Origin of the sequence: Bradyrhizobium sp. WSM1417, assembly GCF_000515415.1 — a bacterium.
Taxonomy (GTDB): Bacteria; Pseudomonadota; Alphaproteobacteria; order Rhizobiales; family Xanthobacteraceae; genus Bradyrhizobium.
Genome location: NZ_KI911783.1, coordinates 7373635 through 7388210 on the forward strand (window position 1 = coordinate 7373635; position 14576 = coordinate 7388210).

Below are 14576 nucleotides of genomic sequence, written 5' to 3' on the forward strand. Positions count from 1 at the left end.
TGTGGCATCAAATACGGCAATTGCCCTGACATGATAAATTCTTCCTTAACGGAAAACGCCCCCGCGCCGCCGTCCCCAGGCGTGGGGCCATCGTCGCTTCGAGCGGACGTCCTGCACAACCATGGATAGGGTCGACTGCGTCGTCATCGGAGCTGGCGTGATCGGGCTCGCGGTGGCTCGAAAGCTGGCGCAAGCCGGGCGCGAGGTGATCGTGCTCGAGCAAGCCGAGGCCATCGGCACCATCACCTCCTCGCGTAACAGCGAGGTGATCCATGCCGGCATCTACTACCGCGCCGGAAGCTGGATGGCGCGCATGTGCGTCGACGGCAAGCACGCGCTCTACCGTTACTGTTCCGAGCGCGGCATCCCGCACAGGAATTGCGGCAAGCTGATCGTCGCGACCAATCCGAAAGAGACCGAGAAGCTGCAATCGATCAAGGCGCATGCCGAGGCCAATGGCGTGCTCGACATGCAGCTCCTCGCGGGCGATGCGGCATGTGCACTGGAGCCGGCGCTCGCCTGCGACGCCGCGCTGCTGTCGCCGTCGACCGGCATCATCGACAGCCACGCCTACATGCTCTCGCTGCGCGGCGAAGCCGAGGACGCGGGCGCGGCCTTCGCGTTTCACACACCGCTGATTCGTGCCAAGGCGAGCGCCGGCGTGATCGAGATCGAGGCGGGCGGCGAAGCGCCGATGACACTGCAATGCAGCCTCCTCGTCAACGCCGCCGGGCTCTCGGCGACCACGGTGGCGCGCAACATCGAGGGCATGCCGCTGGAACGGATCCCGACGGCCTACCTCGCCAAGGGAAACTACTTCAGCTGCAATGCCAAGGCACCGTTCTCGCGCCTGATCTATCCGGTGCCCGAGCCCGGTGGGCTAGGGGTGCATCTGACGCTGGACATGGCCGGGCAGGCCCGTTTCGGCCCCGACGTCGAGTGGATCGAGACGATCGACTACGAGGTCGACCCGTCACGCGCCGAGCGCTTCTACCCGGCCATTCGCAAATACTGGCCGACGCTGCCTGACGGTGCTCTCATGCCGAGCTATTCGGGCATTCGCCCGAAGATCGTGCCGCCGGCGGTGGCCACGCAGGACTTCTTGATGCAGGGCCCGCGCGATCACGGCGTCGAAGGCCTGATCAATCTGTTCGGCATCGAGTCGCCCGGATTGACGTCATCGCTCGCGATCGCGGATCACGTTGCCGAGCTCGCAAACATCTAGCGCTCAAAGCGAACTGAAGTCCGGTCACACGCAAAGAACCGCGTCCAGACAAGACGCTGGAGCCGCGCAATCCTTGCACGGTGTGGCACCTTGCAAGGATGAGCGCAAAGGCTCTCATCCCTGCTTGAAGGGTGCGATCAACTCTACGCTGATACGGGGGTTACTAGTGGAGCGTGTCGCCGTGCCTGAGACGCTCGATCTGGTCCTTGACCATCAACTTCCGGCGCTTCAACTCAACAATTTGCAGGTCGTCTGTTGAAAGGTGCACGAGAGCTTCGTGCAATTCGTTTTCGAGAGTTTTATGCTTCCGTTCCAATTCAACCAGATGTGCCTGAATTGTCATTCGAAACCTCCTCGGTAGGGGTGAACCTTGGATTCGACCGGACGACGAAGTGTACATCACCGATTCGTTCTGTCGATGGGTATCCGTCGTCGCACTGTCATTTTTGAAAATTCATAAGTAACGAAGCGTGAGTAAGGGAACCACGCGGGAAAAATCCGTGATATCAATGCGATTGCGCAACGTCGGAGCGACCGCAGAAATATCCCGCGGGAGATCGACGCGGGACAGCCCGAGATCGCTTGCGATCACGGCGCGCAAGGACGATAGTTTCCACAGGGCATCCACAGCCTTAATCTCACGCCTATCGGTTTTTCGGCCACCGCAGACATGACCAATGAAGATGCGCGCGAACTCGAATCCGAGCTCGCCCGGTTGCACCAGGAACACCGAGATCTTGATGCGGCGATCGATGCACTGCATCAATCGCCCGCCCCCGACCTGTTGCGGTTACAGCGGTTGAAGAAACGCAAGCTGTTGTTGCGTGACCGTATCGCGTTCATCGAAGACCAGATCACGCCCGATATCATCGCCTGATCCACAGGAGGACAGCTCACGGCGCCCCGCCGCATGTGAATCCGCTTGACTCGAAAGGAACAAAATAAGAACATTTGGGCACCACCGCCCCCGGGAAAACCGTCCAAGGAAAACGCAGATGTCGGCAGCCGCCCTTCTCGACAACGGCCATTATGAACAAGCCTGTGATCAGGCGATCGCGATGTGCGACGGCAATCTGCGCAGCACCATCAAGGCGCTGATCATGGCCAATGAATATCTGGAGGCCGAGCTGGAGGAATTGCAGGCGGCGGTTTCCGCAGGTTGCATTCCGGAGACCTCGCGCAGCAAGAGCAGCGCCGCCTAAGCTGTCAGCTATCGGAGCCGACCATGTCCGATGTCACCTATTACGTTGCATTACCTTTCCTGACCGACGAGGACGGCTCGCCGGTCGCAGGTGCGGCCGAGGAATGCCAGAGCGCGGCGGCCGCGTTACGGCGCGCCGAGATCATGTCGCACGGCACCGGCCACACCGGCGCGGTCGCGTTCAGCCGCAGCGGCGATCCCATGACCGGCGAATTCGGCGACGCCAAACTGCTCCGCAGCTTCGGCAACGTACCGAAAGACCTCGGCACCCTTTAGCTAGCTGCTGACGAGCCTGATGCGCGGCTCGTGCCGGCGGTGCGCCTTGCGCACATACATGGCGGCATCGGCCTCCTCCAGGGCCCGCGTGGCGTCGGATTGCACTCCAAGCAGGGCGACGCCGGCGGAAGCACCCGCACTCACGTGCTGGCCGCGAAAGACAAAGGACAATTCGTCGACGGCCTGCTCGAAAGCCGCGGCCTTCGCCTTGGCGTCGGTCTCGCTGAGATTCCAGAGCAGCAGCGCGAACTCGTCGCCGCCGAGCCGGCCCACCACGTCCGAGGCGCGGATCTGCCGCGTCAGCGTGGTGGCAATTGCCTTCAGCACCTCGTCGCCGGCCGCATGGCCGAAGGAATCGTTGATCGGCTTCAGCCGATCGACATCGAGCACGATCAGCGCGCCGCTGGCGCGGTAGCGCTTCATGTAGGCGACGGCGCGAGCGAGCTCGCGTTCGAAGCCGCGGCGGTTCGGAATATCGAGCAGGAAGTCGGTGTCGGCGGCCGCCTCGAGCTCCGCGACCCGCCGCAGCGCCCTCTTGAGCTTGCTCCGGAGCTCGCGGATGGTCGCGTTGATGGCCGGCTTCATGACCTCCTTGGCGCCGTCATCGGCAGACGCTTCGCGCCGCGGCGGTCTGGCCGGACGCCGCGCCGGACGCTTGGCCGGACTCTTGGTCCGACTCTTGGCCAGACGCTTGGGAGCAACTTTGGAGCGGCCGGCGCTGGTTTTCGGGCCCTTTTTGGCCTTCGCAGCGCTCGCCCTTTTTGGTTTCTTCATGGGCATCCTGCTCAATGAAGGCTTGCGGGGATTCACCAAGACAGGATAGTGCATTCCCTTCTCCTTGCCACCGCCTTGCGAGCAACCGGCCGGAACCGCTAATCTGGCCTATCTTCCTGTTTTTCGAGCACAATTGACGTCATGACCGCGCCAATCGCCATCATCATGGGAAGCCAGTCGGACTGGGACACGATGCGGCACACCGCCGACACGCTTGCAGCGCTCGGCGTTGCCGCCGACACTCGCATCGTTTCGGCACACCGCACCCCCGACCGGCTGTTTGCGTTCGCCAAGGGCGCCAAGGGGGCCGGTTACAAGGTCATCATCGCCGGCGCGGGCGGCGCTGCGCACCTGCCCGGCATGGCGGCGGCGCTGACGGAACTGCCCGTGTTCGGCGTTCCCATCGAATCGAGGACGCTCAAGGGTATCGACTCGCTTTATTCGATCGTCCAGATGCCCGCGGGGATCCCGGTCGGCACCCTCGCCATCGGCAAGGCCGGCGCCGTCAATGCGGCGCTGTTGGCGGCCGCCGTGCTGGCCTTGTCCGACCCGGCCTTGTCCGATCGCCTCGCCGCCTGGCGTAAGGCGCAGACCGAGGCCGTGGCCGAACGCCCGGAGGACAAGGCGTGACTGACGCAAAGCACGTGAAGCTGAAGCCCGGCGACACTATTGGCATCCTCGGCGGCGGACAATTAGGACGGATGCTGGCCATGGCGGCGGCCCGGCTCGGCCTGCGCTGCCAAGTGTTCTCGCCCGATCCGGACTCACCGGCCTTCGACGTTGTCCTGAATGCGACCTGCGCCGAATATGCCGATGTCGAAGCACTTGAGCTGTTCGCCAACGACGTCGACGTCATCACCTACGAATTCGAGAACGTGCCGTCCGCGGCCGCGATGGTGCTGGATGCACGCCGTCCCGTGCTGCCCAACCGCAAGATCCTCGAGACCACCCAGGACCGGCTGGCCGAGAAGGATTTCGTGACGCGGCTGGGCATCGGCACTGCGGCCTATGCCGACGTCACCTCGGTCCCGTCATTGCGCGAGGCGATCGCCAGGATCGGCCTTCCGGCGGTGCTGAAGACCCGCCGCTTCGGCTATGACGGTAAGGGCCAGGCCATCATCCGCGAGGGCGACGACGTCGCGAAAGTGTGGACCAGCCTCGCCACCAAATCGGCCATCCTGGAAGCCTTCGTGCCGTACGAACGTGAGATTTCCGTGATCGCCGCCCGCTCCGCGACAGGCCAGGTCGAGTGTTTCGACGTCACCGAAAACGAGCACCGCGACCACATCCTGAAGATCTCCCGTGCGCCCGCCCGGATCCCGGACGTGCTCGCCGAGGAAGCGCGCAGCATTGCCGGCAAGATCGCGGGCGCCCTCGACTATGTCGGCGTGCTTGCCGTTGAGATGTTCGTGCTCGCCAACGGCACCGGACCCAAGGTGCTGGTCAACGAGATCGCTCCGCGCGTGCACAATTCCGGACACTGGACGCTCGACGGTGCGTCCGTCTCGCAGTTCGAGCAGCACATCCGCGCCATTGCCGGCTGGCCTCTCGGCAAGCCCGTGCGCCACGGCGAAGTCGTCACCATGACCAATCTGATCGGCGACGAGATCAACGACTATGACAAGTGGCTGAGCGTGCCGGGCGCGACCGTGCACATCTACGGCAAGGGCGCGCCGCGCCCCGGCCGCAAGATGGGGCATATCACCGAGGTGCGACCCACGACCGACAATTGACGGGACCGCGGCGCATGCCGCGATCCCGCTTTGCGATTACGCCGTCTTCGCGCCCGCGACGACGCCGGCGGGTTCGTCGCTGAGCCAGCGATAGATCACCCCGCCCAGCGCGCCCCCGATCAGTGGCGCAACCCAGAACAACCAGAGCTGTGCTGTCGCCCAGCCGCCGACGAACAATGCGGGACCCGTGCTGCGCGCCGGGTTCACCGAAGTGTTGGTGACGGGGATGCTGACGAGATGGATCATCACCAGCGCGAGCCCGATCGCCAGCGGCGCAAAGCCCGCGGGCGCGCGGCCGTGGGTGGCGCCCATGATGATGAACAGGAACATCATGGTCATCACCACCTCGGTGAGGAAGCACACGATCATGCTGTACTGGCCGGGAGAATGGGCGTCGTAGCCGTTGGACGCGAATCCTTTGCTGACGTCGAAGCCGGGAGCTCCGCTTGCGATGACGTAGAGAAGCCACGCGGCCACGATCGCGCCGGCCACCTGTGCGATCACATAAGGCAGGATCTGTCCGGCCGGAAAACGTCCGCCGGCGGCAAGACCGACGGTGACGGCCGGATTGAGATGGCAGCCTGAGATGTGGCCGATCGCGTAGGCCATGGTGACCACGCTCAGCCCGAATGCGAGGGAGACACCGACGAGGCCGATGCCGACCTGGGGAAAGCCGGCTGCAATCACCGCGCTCCCGCAACCTGCGAATGTGAGCCAAAAGGTGCCGATAGCCTCGGCTGCGTATTTCTTCATATCCATGTGTCGTCCCCTGCTTTCAAAGATTCCGGAACAAAGCTCCGGAAACGGCCCCACCTTGGCGTCAAATCTCCCAAATCAGGGCCGCACAGAGGTATTTTGCCTCATTTAATGGCTGAACTTGGCCCGAAAACCCGCTTGGCCGGTGGACATCCCAAGTTTTGTCTGATACATCCGCGCCCTCAAGGTTAAGGGCTTGTGCGTTTCGCCATCCCCTTTGACTTACCAGAATTCAAATCCGATCCACTGAAGAGGATGCCGCGTGCAGGTTCTCGTTCGCGATAACAATGTCGACCAAGCCCTCAAGGCGCTGAAGAAGAAGATGCAGCGCGAGGGTATTTTCCGCGAGATGAAGCTCCGCGGTCACTACGAAAAGCCCTCCGAGAAGAAGGCCCGCGAAAAGGCCGAAGCCGTGCGTCGCGCACGCAAGCTGGCCCGCAAGAAGCTGCAGCGCGAAGGCCTGCTGCCGATGAAGCCGAAGCCGGTGTTCGGTGCCGGCCCCGGCGGTGATCGTGGCGGTCGTGGCGGCCCGGGTGCTGGTGCAGGTGCAAGTGCTGGCCCGCGCGGACCGCGCTGATTTACCGGACTTGAAGAGACTTCAGTTTTCGATGACGCGGGCCCCTGGCCCGCGTTATTGTTTTGTGAGCGGTGCCTTCCTGGGATGGGGCACTACCGATGCGGCACCAGCGCGAGCGAACCGTAGATGGCCTCCCCTTTCCCCAAGCGCGGCTTGGCGCGGTTACGCCACATCCTGCTGCAGCCGTTTGCGCTTGGCTTGATGGGGATTTCGCTGTGCGGCTGCTCCTTCGACCTGGGATCGCTGACGCCGGAGAAGGAGAAGCCGCAGGAGGCACCCAAGGCAGCCACGACCGCCGAAAACGTGGTCAGCGCCGGCAATGTCAGTGAAGCCCAGGCCCATACGACAAAGGCCCAGGCCCTGGCAAAGTCCGGCGAGACGGCGGCCGCGCTCGATGAATTCAATCACGCGGTCGGACTCGATCCCTACAACGCGCAGGCGCTCTATGGCCGCGCCCTGATCTACCAGGGCAAGAACCAGCACGATTTCGCGATCGCCGATTTCAGTGCCGCGAGCGGCCTTAACCCGCAGAAGGTCGAGCCGCTGCTCGGCCGCGCCACCAGTTATCTCGCCCTCGGCAAGGCCAAGGAGGCCGCGGCCGATCTGGATGAGGCTTCCGAGGCCGATCCCCACAATGCCCAGGTCTGGACCATGCGCGGGCAAGCCTATGAACGGCTGGGCGACAGGACCAAGGCGGCGGCGTCCTACACCAAGGCGGTCTCGCTTCGTCCACGGGACGATGCCGCCCGCAGCGGCCTTGCCCGCGTCGGCGGCTGACGTCTGGCGCAGCGCAAGCGCCGTCTTAATCTGGGGTGACGCTCTTCGGCAGAACGGAATGGAACATGGACTTGACGCCCGACAGCATGTCGTCGGCGACATTGGTCTTCGGCCGCGGCATGGACGCGCCGGCATCGGCGCGCAGATCGAGCGGGGGCGCAATCATCGGGACCGGAATATCAGCCGGCGGCGTCAGCCGATTCGGGTTCTCGTTGCCGACCGAGGCCGTGTAGGGCGGGCTCGGCTGCGACGAGCCGCCATTGCCATAAGCCTCGGCTGCGGGTGTCGAGACCGTGATCGGCGGCGGCAACGGACGCACCGATGACGTATCCACGGGAATGACACGCGGGGCCTCCGGGGTGCGGGCGGCTTCACGCACCGCAGGCTCCTGAGTCTTCTCGGGCGACTTGGGCTCGGAAGACTTGTTGTCGGAAGCCTTTGTGTCGGAAGCCTTGTTCTCCACAGACTTGGCCTCAGCCGCTTTGCTCTCAGGCGACTTGCGCAGGCGCTCGATCGCGGCGCGCACGAGATCGTTGGCGTCGGGGGTTGCGGCCGGCGCGGCAGCAGCCGGCGCCGAATTGGCCTCCACCACCGGGGCAGCAGGAGTGGGTGCACTGACGGCCGGGGTGGACTTGGCCACTGCCTTCTCGCGCGCGGACGGCTTGCCGCGCGGCGCGGCCTCGGACGGCGCCACGTCCGCCGTCGAAGTCTTCGACTCCGCGGCGGGCTGATCGGCGGCCTTCTCGGTCGCCGGCTTGTCCGTCACCTTCTTCTCGGAAATGCCCTTGGCCTTGACGCCGGGCGCGGGGAGGTTGGCCACATCGGCGGGCTTGCCGTTCTTGCCAGCCTCGGCAGGCGCCATCACGGCCGCGGGTGCATCCGCCGCCGGCTTCGCGTTGATGTAATGATTAACGATATACGCCCCGATGATCGTTGCGAGCACCGAGGGGAAGATGTCCATCGAGATTTTAGCGATGTATTTCAGCATTCCGGCCACTCCCCGCGCGATCTGATGCGGGAACTTTGAGGCATAGTGAGGGATCAACTGCGACAGATCAATGGCAAAGGGGTACGCCGGAATTACGGCTTCAGCTCGACCTCAAGGAACACGATCTCGGTTGCGGTTTCGTTAAGCACGTCGTGCTGGACGCCGGCGTTGCGAAAATAGGATTTTCCGGCCGCAAGCTGTGCCTTGGACCGCTCGCCATTGGGTGCCACGATGGTCATTTCCCCTGCGACCACGGGAACAATGACGTAGTCCATGCCGTGGGTGTGATGGCCGGTGGCGCTGTTTGGCGGGAGCCGCCACTCGGTCACCCGAACCTCGTCATTGTCGACCTGAACCTCGGACTCGGCGGCAAGCATCGGAACTCTCCTGGGCATCATCCGGAAAACCGGTTCAGGGCACGAAAACCATGTACACGTAGACGGCAAATACCACCATATGGACCAGCCCGAACAGGACATTGGTCCTGCCCGTACCGAAGGTCAGCATGCTCAAAAGCACGCTGCCCTGGCCGCTGAGGCCGAGCGTGAGTTCCTTGTCGAGCGCATAGGTGGCGACACCGACCGCCGGGATGGTCAGCCCGATGGTGGCCAACGACGAACAAATCGGCCGGCGGATTCAATGCCAGCGCAGGATCGGCGCGAACGGCAGCAGCGTCAGCAGCACGAACAGCGGGATCAGCACCGCGCTGGCGCGCACGAAATAGCCGAAGAAGCTCGGCATCTCGATGCCGTTCTCGCGAGCGATGCTGCTCACCATGAAATTCGGCGCGTTACCGATATAGGTGAGCGCGCCCATGTAGACTGCGCCCATGGAGATGGAGGCGAGCGTACCCGAGAGCTCGTGCATCATCACCTGCGGGTCCCCACCGGCCAACTCGAAGAACAACAGATAGGTCGGCGCATTGTCGAGGAACGCCGACATCAGACCGGTAAACCAGAAATAGGCAACCTCGCGCGGCGTGCCGTCCGGCGTCGTCACGGCCGACAGCAGCCAGGCGAACGCGCCGTGATGGCCGGCATTGAGCATGGCGATGACCGGGATGATCGCGATAAAAATGCCGGCGAACAGCTTTGCGACTTCGCGGATCGGCTCCCAGGTGAAGCCGTTGGCCTGCCTGTGCTCGTCCGGCGTCAACCACACCGACAGGCCCGCTATGGCCAGCAGCGCCGCGTTGCGGGCGATATCTTCCAGCTCCAGCCTGGTTCCGAGAATGTCGAAGGCGATTCCGGGCTTCCACATCGCCGAGGCCAGCAGGCTCGCCACGATGGTTGCGATCAGCACCAGATTGACGAGGCCGCGGATGCGGACCGGCTTCGCGACGCCGGCAGCGCCAAGGAAGGGTTCGCTACGGAAGCGCCAGACGTCGATGACGACGAAGATCGCGAGCAGCAGTCCGGCAACGATCACCGTCTGCAGCCAGATGGTCCGCGTGGTCCAGAAGAAATCGACACCATGCAGGAAGCCGACGAACAGCGGGGGATCGCCGAGCGGGCTCAGCGCGCCGCCGACATTGGCGACCAGGATGATGAAGAAGATAACGACATGGGCGTTGTAGCGCCGCGGCCGGTTGGCGCGGATCAGAGGGCGGATCAGGATCATGGCCGCCCCCGTGGTGCCGACCACGCTCGCCATCACCGTCCCGAGCGCGAGGATGCCGGCATTGGCCGCCGGCGTCGCTTTGATGTCGCCGGTGACGAGAATGCCCCCGGCCACGACATAGAGCGAGAACAGCAGCACGATGAAGCCGAGATATTCGGCGAGCATGGCGTGAACGAGCGCCGCCAGCGTCGCCGTGCTCCCAGCCAAGATGACGAGCGAGGCGAGTGCCAGCAGCGACCAAGCCGCGGCGATCTTGCCGTAATGATGGTGCCAGAATCGTGCAAACAGCAGCGGGCCGAGCGCGATCGACAGCAGGAGGCCGGCAAAGGGCAGCGCATAGGGCCAACCCATCGCCGCACCGTCGAGCCCGGTCGCAGCCCATGCGTGCTGTGGCAACAACACGACGAGGATCGCGGCGATGAACCCGCTCGCGCGCCGAACGACAAGCCGTCTAGAAAGCAATGAAGCGCCTCGCCGTTTCAATCGCACCGAATGCATCGAGATTATCGTGTCCCCCGCCCGCAAAGCGAACGAACTGCTTCGGTTCGTGGGCAAGCGCGAACAGACGCTCTCCGAACACGATCGAAATGGCAAGGTCATTAGTGCCATGCATCACCAATAGCGGCACCGTGACGCGCGGGATGCGCTCGTCGGAATGAAATGGATCGCGCATCAGCAGACGCACCGGAACGAACCAGAACGATGAAGCTGCAATGTCGGCCGTCGATGTATAGGGCGCTTCCAGGATGAGTTTTCCAACACGATGCTCCGAGGCCATCGCGACCGCCACGCCGGTCCCGAGCGAAAAGCCCCAGGCGGCGATTCGTTCCGCCGCGTAGCGCGCAGTGGTGAAGGCATAGGCGGCCGCGGCATCGCGCAGCAGGCCCGCCTCGCTCGGCGCCCCGCTCGAGCCGGCATAGCCGCGATAGGACAGCGCGACGAGGCCGGTGCCGTCCGCCGTCATGGCCTTGAACCGGCTGATACGACCGGCGAGATAATCACCATTGCCCGGAAAATACAGGATCACGGGACGACCGGGCTTCGCCGGCACGTGCCAGACGATGACCTTCTCGCCATCGGAGGTGGTCAGGACGTGCTCCTCGGCCTCAGGGAGACCTGCGGCATCCGGCGCCGTGCGACCGACCGGCGGGATCGGAAACAGCATCTCGCGCTGCCTGACATAGAGCACGAGGAGACCGACGCAATAGACGGTCACGAGCAGGATGGCGATCCACTTGACGATGATCATGATGACGCGGCCCGGGCCCCGGTTCAGGGCTTGCACCGGCTCCGCAGCAATTTCATGACATCGCCGGCCGCGCGCCGGAACATCACGGCAGCCGCACGCCGCCATGGCGGCGCGCTTTGGCAATGGCCCGTTTGCCTGCGCGCTACATCGCCTTGACGATGTTCTCGGTGACCTTCTTGGCGTCGCCGAGCAGCATCATGGTGTTGTCGCGATAGAACAGCGGATTATCGATGCCGGCATAGCCCGAAGCAAGCGAGCGCTTGATGAACATCACGGTGCCGGCCTTCCAGACCTGGAGCACGGGCATGCCGTAGATCGGCGAGGTCTTGTCCTCTTCGGCGGCCGGATTGGTGACGTCGTTGGCGCCGATCACGAAGGCGATGTCGGCCTGCGCGAATTCGGAGTTGATGTCCTCAAGCTCGAACACCTCGTCATAGGGCACGTTGGCTTCGGCCAGCAGCACGTTCATGTGTCCGGGCATGCGGCCCGCGACCGGGTGAATGGCATATTTCACCTCGACGCCTTCCTTCTTCAGGATGTCGCCCATTTCGCGCAGCGCATGCTGGGCCTGCGCCACCGCCATGCCGTAGCCGGGCACGATGATGACCTTCTGCGCGTTTTTCATGATGAAGGCCGCATCGTCGGCCGAGCCGAGCTTGGCCGGCTTCTGCTCGCCGCCGCCACCGCTAGCTGCCGCGGTCTCGCCGCCAAAGCCGCCGAGGATGACCGAGATGAAGGAGCGGTTCATCGCGTGGCACATGATGTAGGACAAGATCGCGCCGCTTGATCCCACCAACGCGCCGGTGATGATCAGCGCGGAATTGCCGAGGGTGAAGCCGATGCCGGCCGCGGCCCAGCCCGAGTACGAGTTCAGCATCGAAATCACGACCGGCATGTCGGCGCCGCCGATCGGGATGATCATGAGGACGCCGAGCGCCAGCGCGATGATGACGATCAGCCAGAAGTCGAGCGCGCTGCCCGACATCACCAGCCCGACGATGAAGACGACGAGGGCGACCGCGAGCGCGATGTTGATGATGTGGCGGAACGGCAGGATGATCGGCGCACCGCTCATCCGCGCGGACAGCTTCAGGAACGCGATCACCGAACCGGTGAAGGTCAGCGCGCCGATGGCGACGCCGAGCGACATCTCGACCAGGCTCTGCGGATGGATGTTGCCGGGGGAGCCGATGTCGAACGCCTCCGGCGCGTAGAACGCACCGGCGGCGACCAGCACCGCGGCCATGCCGACCAGCGAATGGAAGGCGGCGACCAGTTCCGGCATCGAGGTCATCGGCACGCGGCGCGCGATCACCGCGCCGACGCTTCCGCCGATCGCGATGCCAAGGATCACCAGGATCCAGGCGAGGCCGTCCGCCGGCGGATGGCTGGCCAGCGTGGTGGCGACCGCGATCGCCATGCCGATCATGCCGAAGAAATTACCTTGCCGCGACGAGGCGGGGCTGGACAGCCCGCGCAGTGACAGGATGAACAGCACACCCGCCACGAGATACAGAACTGCAGCCAGATTGGCGTTCATCTCAGGTCCCCTTTGTCTTTGTCACCCCGAGGTGCACGCCGCTCACTTCACCTTCTTCTTGTACATCGCCAGCATGCGCTGGGTGACAAGGAAGCCGCCGAAGATATTCACGCAGGCGAAAATGAGCGCGATGAAGCCGAAGCCGCGCGCCCAGCCCGAGCCGCTCGAGATCATGCCGACGCCGACCGCAAGCAGCGCGCCGACCACGATCACCGAGGAGATCGCATTGGTGACGCTCATCAGCGGCGTATGCAGCGCCGGGGTCACCGACCACACCACGAAATAGCCGACGAAGACGGCGAGAACGAAAATCGACAGCCGGAAGACGAAGGGATCGACGACCTGTGCAATATGCTCCATGACGGCTCTCCTTACACTTTCGGCTGGAAATTCGGGTGGATGACGGCGCCGTCCCGGGTCAGCGCGGTCGCCTTGACGAGTTCGTCGTCCCAGTTCACGGCCAGCGCCTTGCTGGTCTTGTCGACCATCGTTTCGATGAAGTTGAACAAATTGCGCGCGTAGAGGCTGGAGGCCGACGCCGCGACGCGGCCGGCGACGTTGGTATAGCCGACGATCTTGATGCCACCGACATCGGCGACCTCGCCCGCCTTGACGCCTTCGACATTGCCGCCGCGCTCGACGGCGAGATCGACCAGCACCGACCCCGGCTTCATCGACTTGACCATGTCGGCCGTGACGAGCTTCGGCGCCGGCCGGCCCGGAATCAGCGCCGTGGTGATCACGATGTCCTGTTTCTTGATATGCTCGGCGGTGAGCGCGGCCTGCTTGGCCTGGTATTCCTTGGACATTTCCTTGGCGTAGCCGCCGGCGGTCTGCGCGTTCTTGAATTCCTCGTCCTCGACGGCGAGGAATTTCGCGCCGAGCGATTCGACCTGCTCCTTGGTCGCGGGCCGGACGTCGGTCGCGGTGACGACGGCGCCGAGGCGGCGCGCGGTTGCGATCGCCTGGAGGCCGGCGACGCCGACGCCCATCACGAACACTTTTGCGGCGGGCACCGTGCCGGCCGCGGTCATCATCATCGGGAAGGCGCGTCCGAAGGCCTCGGCGCCCTCGATCACGGCGCGGTAGCCGGCAAGGTTGGCCTGCGAGGACAGCACGTCCATCACCTGTGCGCGCGTGATGCGCGGCATCAATTCCATCGCGAAGGCGGAGACGCCGGCATCGGCTATCGTCTTCAGCGCGGCCTCGTTGCCGTAGGGGTCCATGATGGCGATGACGAGCGCGCCGCGCTTGTACTGCGCCAACTCGAAGGCTTCGGGGCGCTTCACCTTGATGATGATGTCGGCGTCCTTCAGCGCGTCGGCGCTGACGGTGGCGCCCACGGCGGTGAATTCGGAGTCCGGCAGACCCGACTTGAGGCCGGCGCCCGGCTCGACGGCGATCTCGGCGCCCAGCGCCTTGAACTTCTTCACCGTATCCGGCGAAGCGGCGACCCGCGGCTCCGACGGATCGATTTCCTTGGCAACGGCGATCTTCATAGGCCCTCCGGCGACGCGGGAAAGAGCGCGCACGCGAACTTAGCGTTACTCCCGCAACGTTGGATACCGGTTTTCAATCCGGCTTGATTGCAAATTTTATGGGCACCGACGACACTGGCGGTGCTGCAGACGATGGATCAGGTCAGGAAGATCGCCATCAGGATCACGATAAGCGCGACCGAGACCGTGCCGTACTTCACCAGCTTGATGAAGCCCTCGTAGGTCTGCTCGTGGGCAACGTAGTCGTTGCCGTCGGCGGTGCTGTACGCCACTTCGCTATGGTCAGCCATGAATTGTCCCCAGTCGAAAGTCGAATTTCATGGCTGGGATACCGCAAACTTTCGGGCAGGGCAACGGCACG

19 protein-coding genes and 1 pseudogene are annotated in these 14576 nt (G+C 64.1%); 8 read left to right on the forward strand and 12 right to left on the reverse strand.

The annotated features are described in order from the left end of the window. The first annotated feature begins 121 nt into the window (after window positions 1-121). The gene (locus BRA1417_RS0136080) at window positions 122-1225 is read left to right on the forward strand and encodes an NAD(P)/FAD-dependent oxidoreductase (RefSeq protein WP_027519979.1); all 1104 of its coding nucleotides are present in this window, start codon (window positions 122-124) and stop codon (window positions 1223-1225) included. 163 nt (window positions 1226-1388) lie between these two features. Here BRA1417_RS0136080 and BRA1417_RS0136085 read toward each other — a convergent pair whose 3' ends face one another. Beyond that, on the reverse strand, window positions 1389-1568 hold the full coding sequence (locus tag BRA1417_RS0136085) for a YdcH family protein (protein ID WP_007596254.1): 180 nt from the start codon (window positions 1566-1568) through the stop codon (window positions 1389-1391). A gap of 327 nt (window positions 1569-1895) precedes the next feature. Here BRA1417_RS0136085 and BRA1417_RS0136090 point away from each other — a divergent pair, with 327 nt between their 5' ends. From BRA1417_RS0136090 to BRA1417_RS0136100, 3 genes are all read left to right on the forward strand, one after another. Next, on the forward strand, window positions 1896-2102 hold the full coding sequence (locus BRA1417_RS0136090; protein ID WP_027519980.1) for a YdcH family protein: 207 nt from the start codon (window positions 1896-1898) through the stop codon (window positions 2100-2102). 118 nt (window positions 2103-2220) lie between these two features. Continuing rightward, window positions 2221-2427: a hypothetical protein gene (locus BRA1417_RS0136095; RefSeq protein ID WP_027519981.1), complete on the forward strand. Its 207-nt coding sequence runs from the start codon at window positions 2221-2223 to the stop codon at window positions 2425-2427. Between the two features lie 23 nt (window positions 2428-2450). Further along, window positions 2451-2702: a hypothetical protein gene (locus tag BRA1417_RS0136100; protein WP_027519982.1), complete on the forward strand. Its 252-nt coding sequence runs from the start codon at window positions 2451-2453 to the stop codon at window positions 2700-2702. Here the strand turns inward: BRA1417_RS0136100 and BRA1417_RS0136105 are convergent, their stop codons facing one another. After that, a complete protein-coding gene (locus BRA1417_RS0136105) occupies window positions 2703-3476 on the reverse strand; it encodes a GGDEF domain-containing protein (protein ID WP_027519983.1) in 774 nt (257 codons plus the stop codon). It abuts the gene before it with no gap. 141 nt (window positions 3477-3617) lie between these two features. Between BRA1417_RS0136105 and purE the strand changes: the two genes are divergently transcribed. Both purE and BRA1417_RS0136115 read left to right on the forward strand, forming a co-directional pair. Continuing rightward, window positions 3618-4106, forward strand: coding sequence for a 5-(carboxyamino)imidazole ribonucleotide mutase (gene purE, locus BRA1417_RS0136110; RefSeq protein WP_027519984.1), 489 nt, complete (start codon window positions 3618-3620; stop codon window positions 4104-4106). Beyond that, window positions 4103-5209 carry a 5-(carboxyamino)imidazole ribonucleotide synthase gene (locus BRA1417_RS0136115; protein WP_027519985.1) on the forward strand — a complete coding sequence of 369 codons (1107 nt, stop codon included), beginning with the start codon at window positions 4103-4105 and terminating at the stop codon, window positions 5207-5209. The genes purE and BRA1417_RS0136115 overlap by 4 nt, the downstream gene beginning before the upstream one ends. Before the next feature lie 36 nt (window positions 5210-5245). On the opposite strand, the gene aqpZ is transcribed toward BRA1417_RS0136115, so the two are convergent. Further along, window positions 5246-5968, reverse strand: a complete 723-nt coding sequence (gene aqpZ, locus BRA1417_RS0136120; protein ID WP_027519986.1) for an aquaporin Z — start codon at window positions 5966-5968, stop codon at window positions 5246-5248. A 259-nt stretch (window positions 5969-6227) separates the two neighbouring features. Here aqpZ and rpsU point away from each other — a divergent pair, with 259 nt between their 5' ends. Together rpsU and BRA1417_RS0136130 are read left to right on the forward strand one after the other, a co-directional pair. Beyond that, window positions 6228-6542, forward strand: a complete 315-nt coding sequence (rpsU, locus tag BRA1417_RS0136125; RefSeq protein WP_007614218.1) for a 30S ribosomal protein S21 — start codon at window positions 6228-6230, stop codon at window positions 6540-6542. Between the two features lie 126 nt (window positions 6543-6668). After that, on the forward strand, window positions 6669-7319 hold the full coding sequence (locus BRA1417_RS0136130; RefSeq protein WP_027519987.1) for a tetratricopeptide repeat protein: 651 nt from the start codon (window positions 6669-6671) through the stop codon (window positions 7317-7319). A gap of 25 nt (window positions 7320-7344) precedes the next feature. On the opposite strand, the gene BRA1417_RS0136135 is transcribed toward BRA1417_RS0136130, so the two are convergent. From BRA1417_RS0136135 to BRA1417_RS0136175, 9 genes and pseudogenes are all read right to left on the reverse strand, one after another. Beyond that, a complete protein-coding gene (locus BRA1417_RS0136135; protein WP_027519988.1) occupies window positions 7345-8307 on the reverse strand; it encodes a hypothetical protein in 963 nt (320 codons plus the stop codon). A 92-nt stretch (window positions 8308-8399) separates the two neighbouring features. Then, complete coding sequence (locus BRA1417_RS0136140; protein WP_027519989.1) at window positions 8400-8684, reverse strand: cupin domain-containing protein; 285 nt, start codon at window positions 8682-8684, stop codon at window positions 8400-8402. Between the two features lie 34 nt (window positions 8685-8718). Continuing rightward, a pseudogene (locus BRA1417_RS0136145) lies at window positions 8719-8925 on the reverse strand (ionic transporter y4hA); the annotation flags it as partial. Between the two features lie 18 nt (window positions 8926-8943). After that, window positions 8944-10425 carry a sodium:proton antiporter gene (locus BRA1417_RS0136150; protein ID WP_027519991.1) on the reverse strand — a complete coding sequence of 494 codons (1482 nt, stop codon included), beginning with the start codon at window positions 10423-10425 and terminating at the stop codon, window positions 8944-8946. After that, on the reverse strand, window positions 10379-11176 hold the full coding sequence (locus BRA1417_RS0136155) for an alpha/beta hydrolase (RefSeq protein WP_027519992.1): 798 nt from the start codon (window positions 11174-11176) through the stop codon (window positions 10379-10381). Before BRA1417_RS0136155 ends, BRA1417_RS0136150 begins: the two co-directional genes overlap by 47 nt. A 142-nt stretch (window positions 11177-11318) precedes the next feature. Further along, entirely contained in the window at window positions 11319-12716 is a 1398-nt protein-coding gene (locus tag BRA1417_RS0136160; protein WP_027519993.1) for an NAD(P)(+) transhydrogenase (Re/Si-specific) subunit beta, read from the reverse strand. 42 nt (window positions 12717-12758) lie between these two features. Beyond that, window positions 12759-13076 (reverse strand): proton-translocating transhydrogenase family protein, encoded by a 318-nt coding sequence (locus BRA1417_RS0136165; protein WP_007596278.1) that lies wholly within the window; start codon window positions 13074-13076, stop codon window positions 12759-12761. Between the two features lie 11 nt (window positions 13077-13087). Continuing rightward, a complete protein-coding gene (locus BRA1417_RS0136170; protein ID WP_027519994.1) occupies window positions 13088-14215 on the reverse strand; it encodes a Re/Si-specific NAD(P)(+) transhydrogenase subunit alpha in 1128 nt (375 codons plus the stop codon). A 137-nt stretch (window positions 14216-14352) separates the two neighbouring features. Continuing rightward, window positions 14353-14505: an aa3-type cytochrome c oxidase subunit IV gene (locus BRA1417_RS0136175; protein ID WP_007596280.1), complete on the reverse strand. Its 153-nt coding sequence runs from the start codon at window positions 14503-14505 to the stop codon at window positions 14353-14355. Window positions 14506-14576 lie beyond the last annotated feature (71 nt).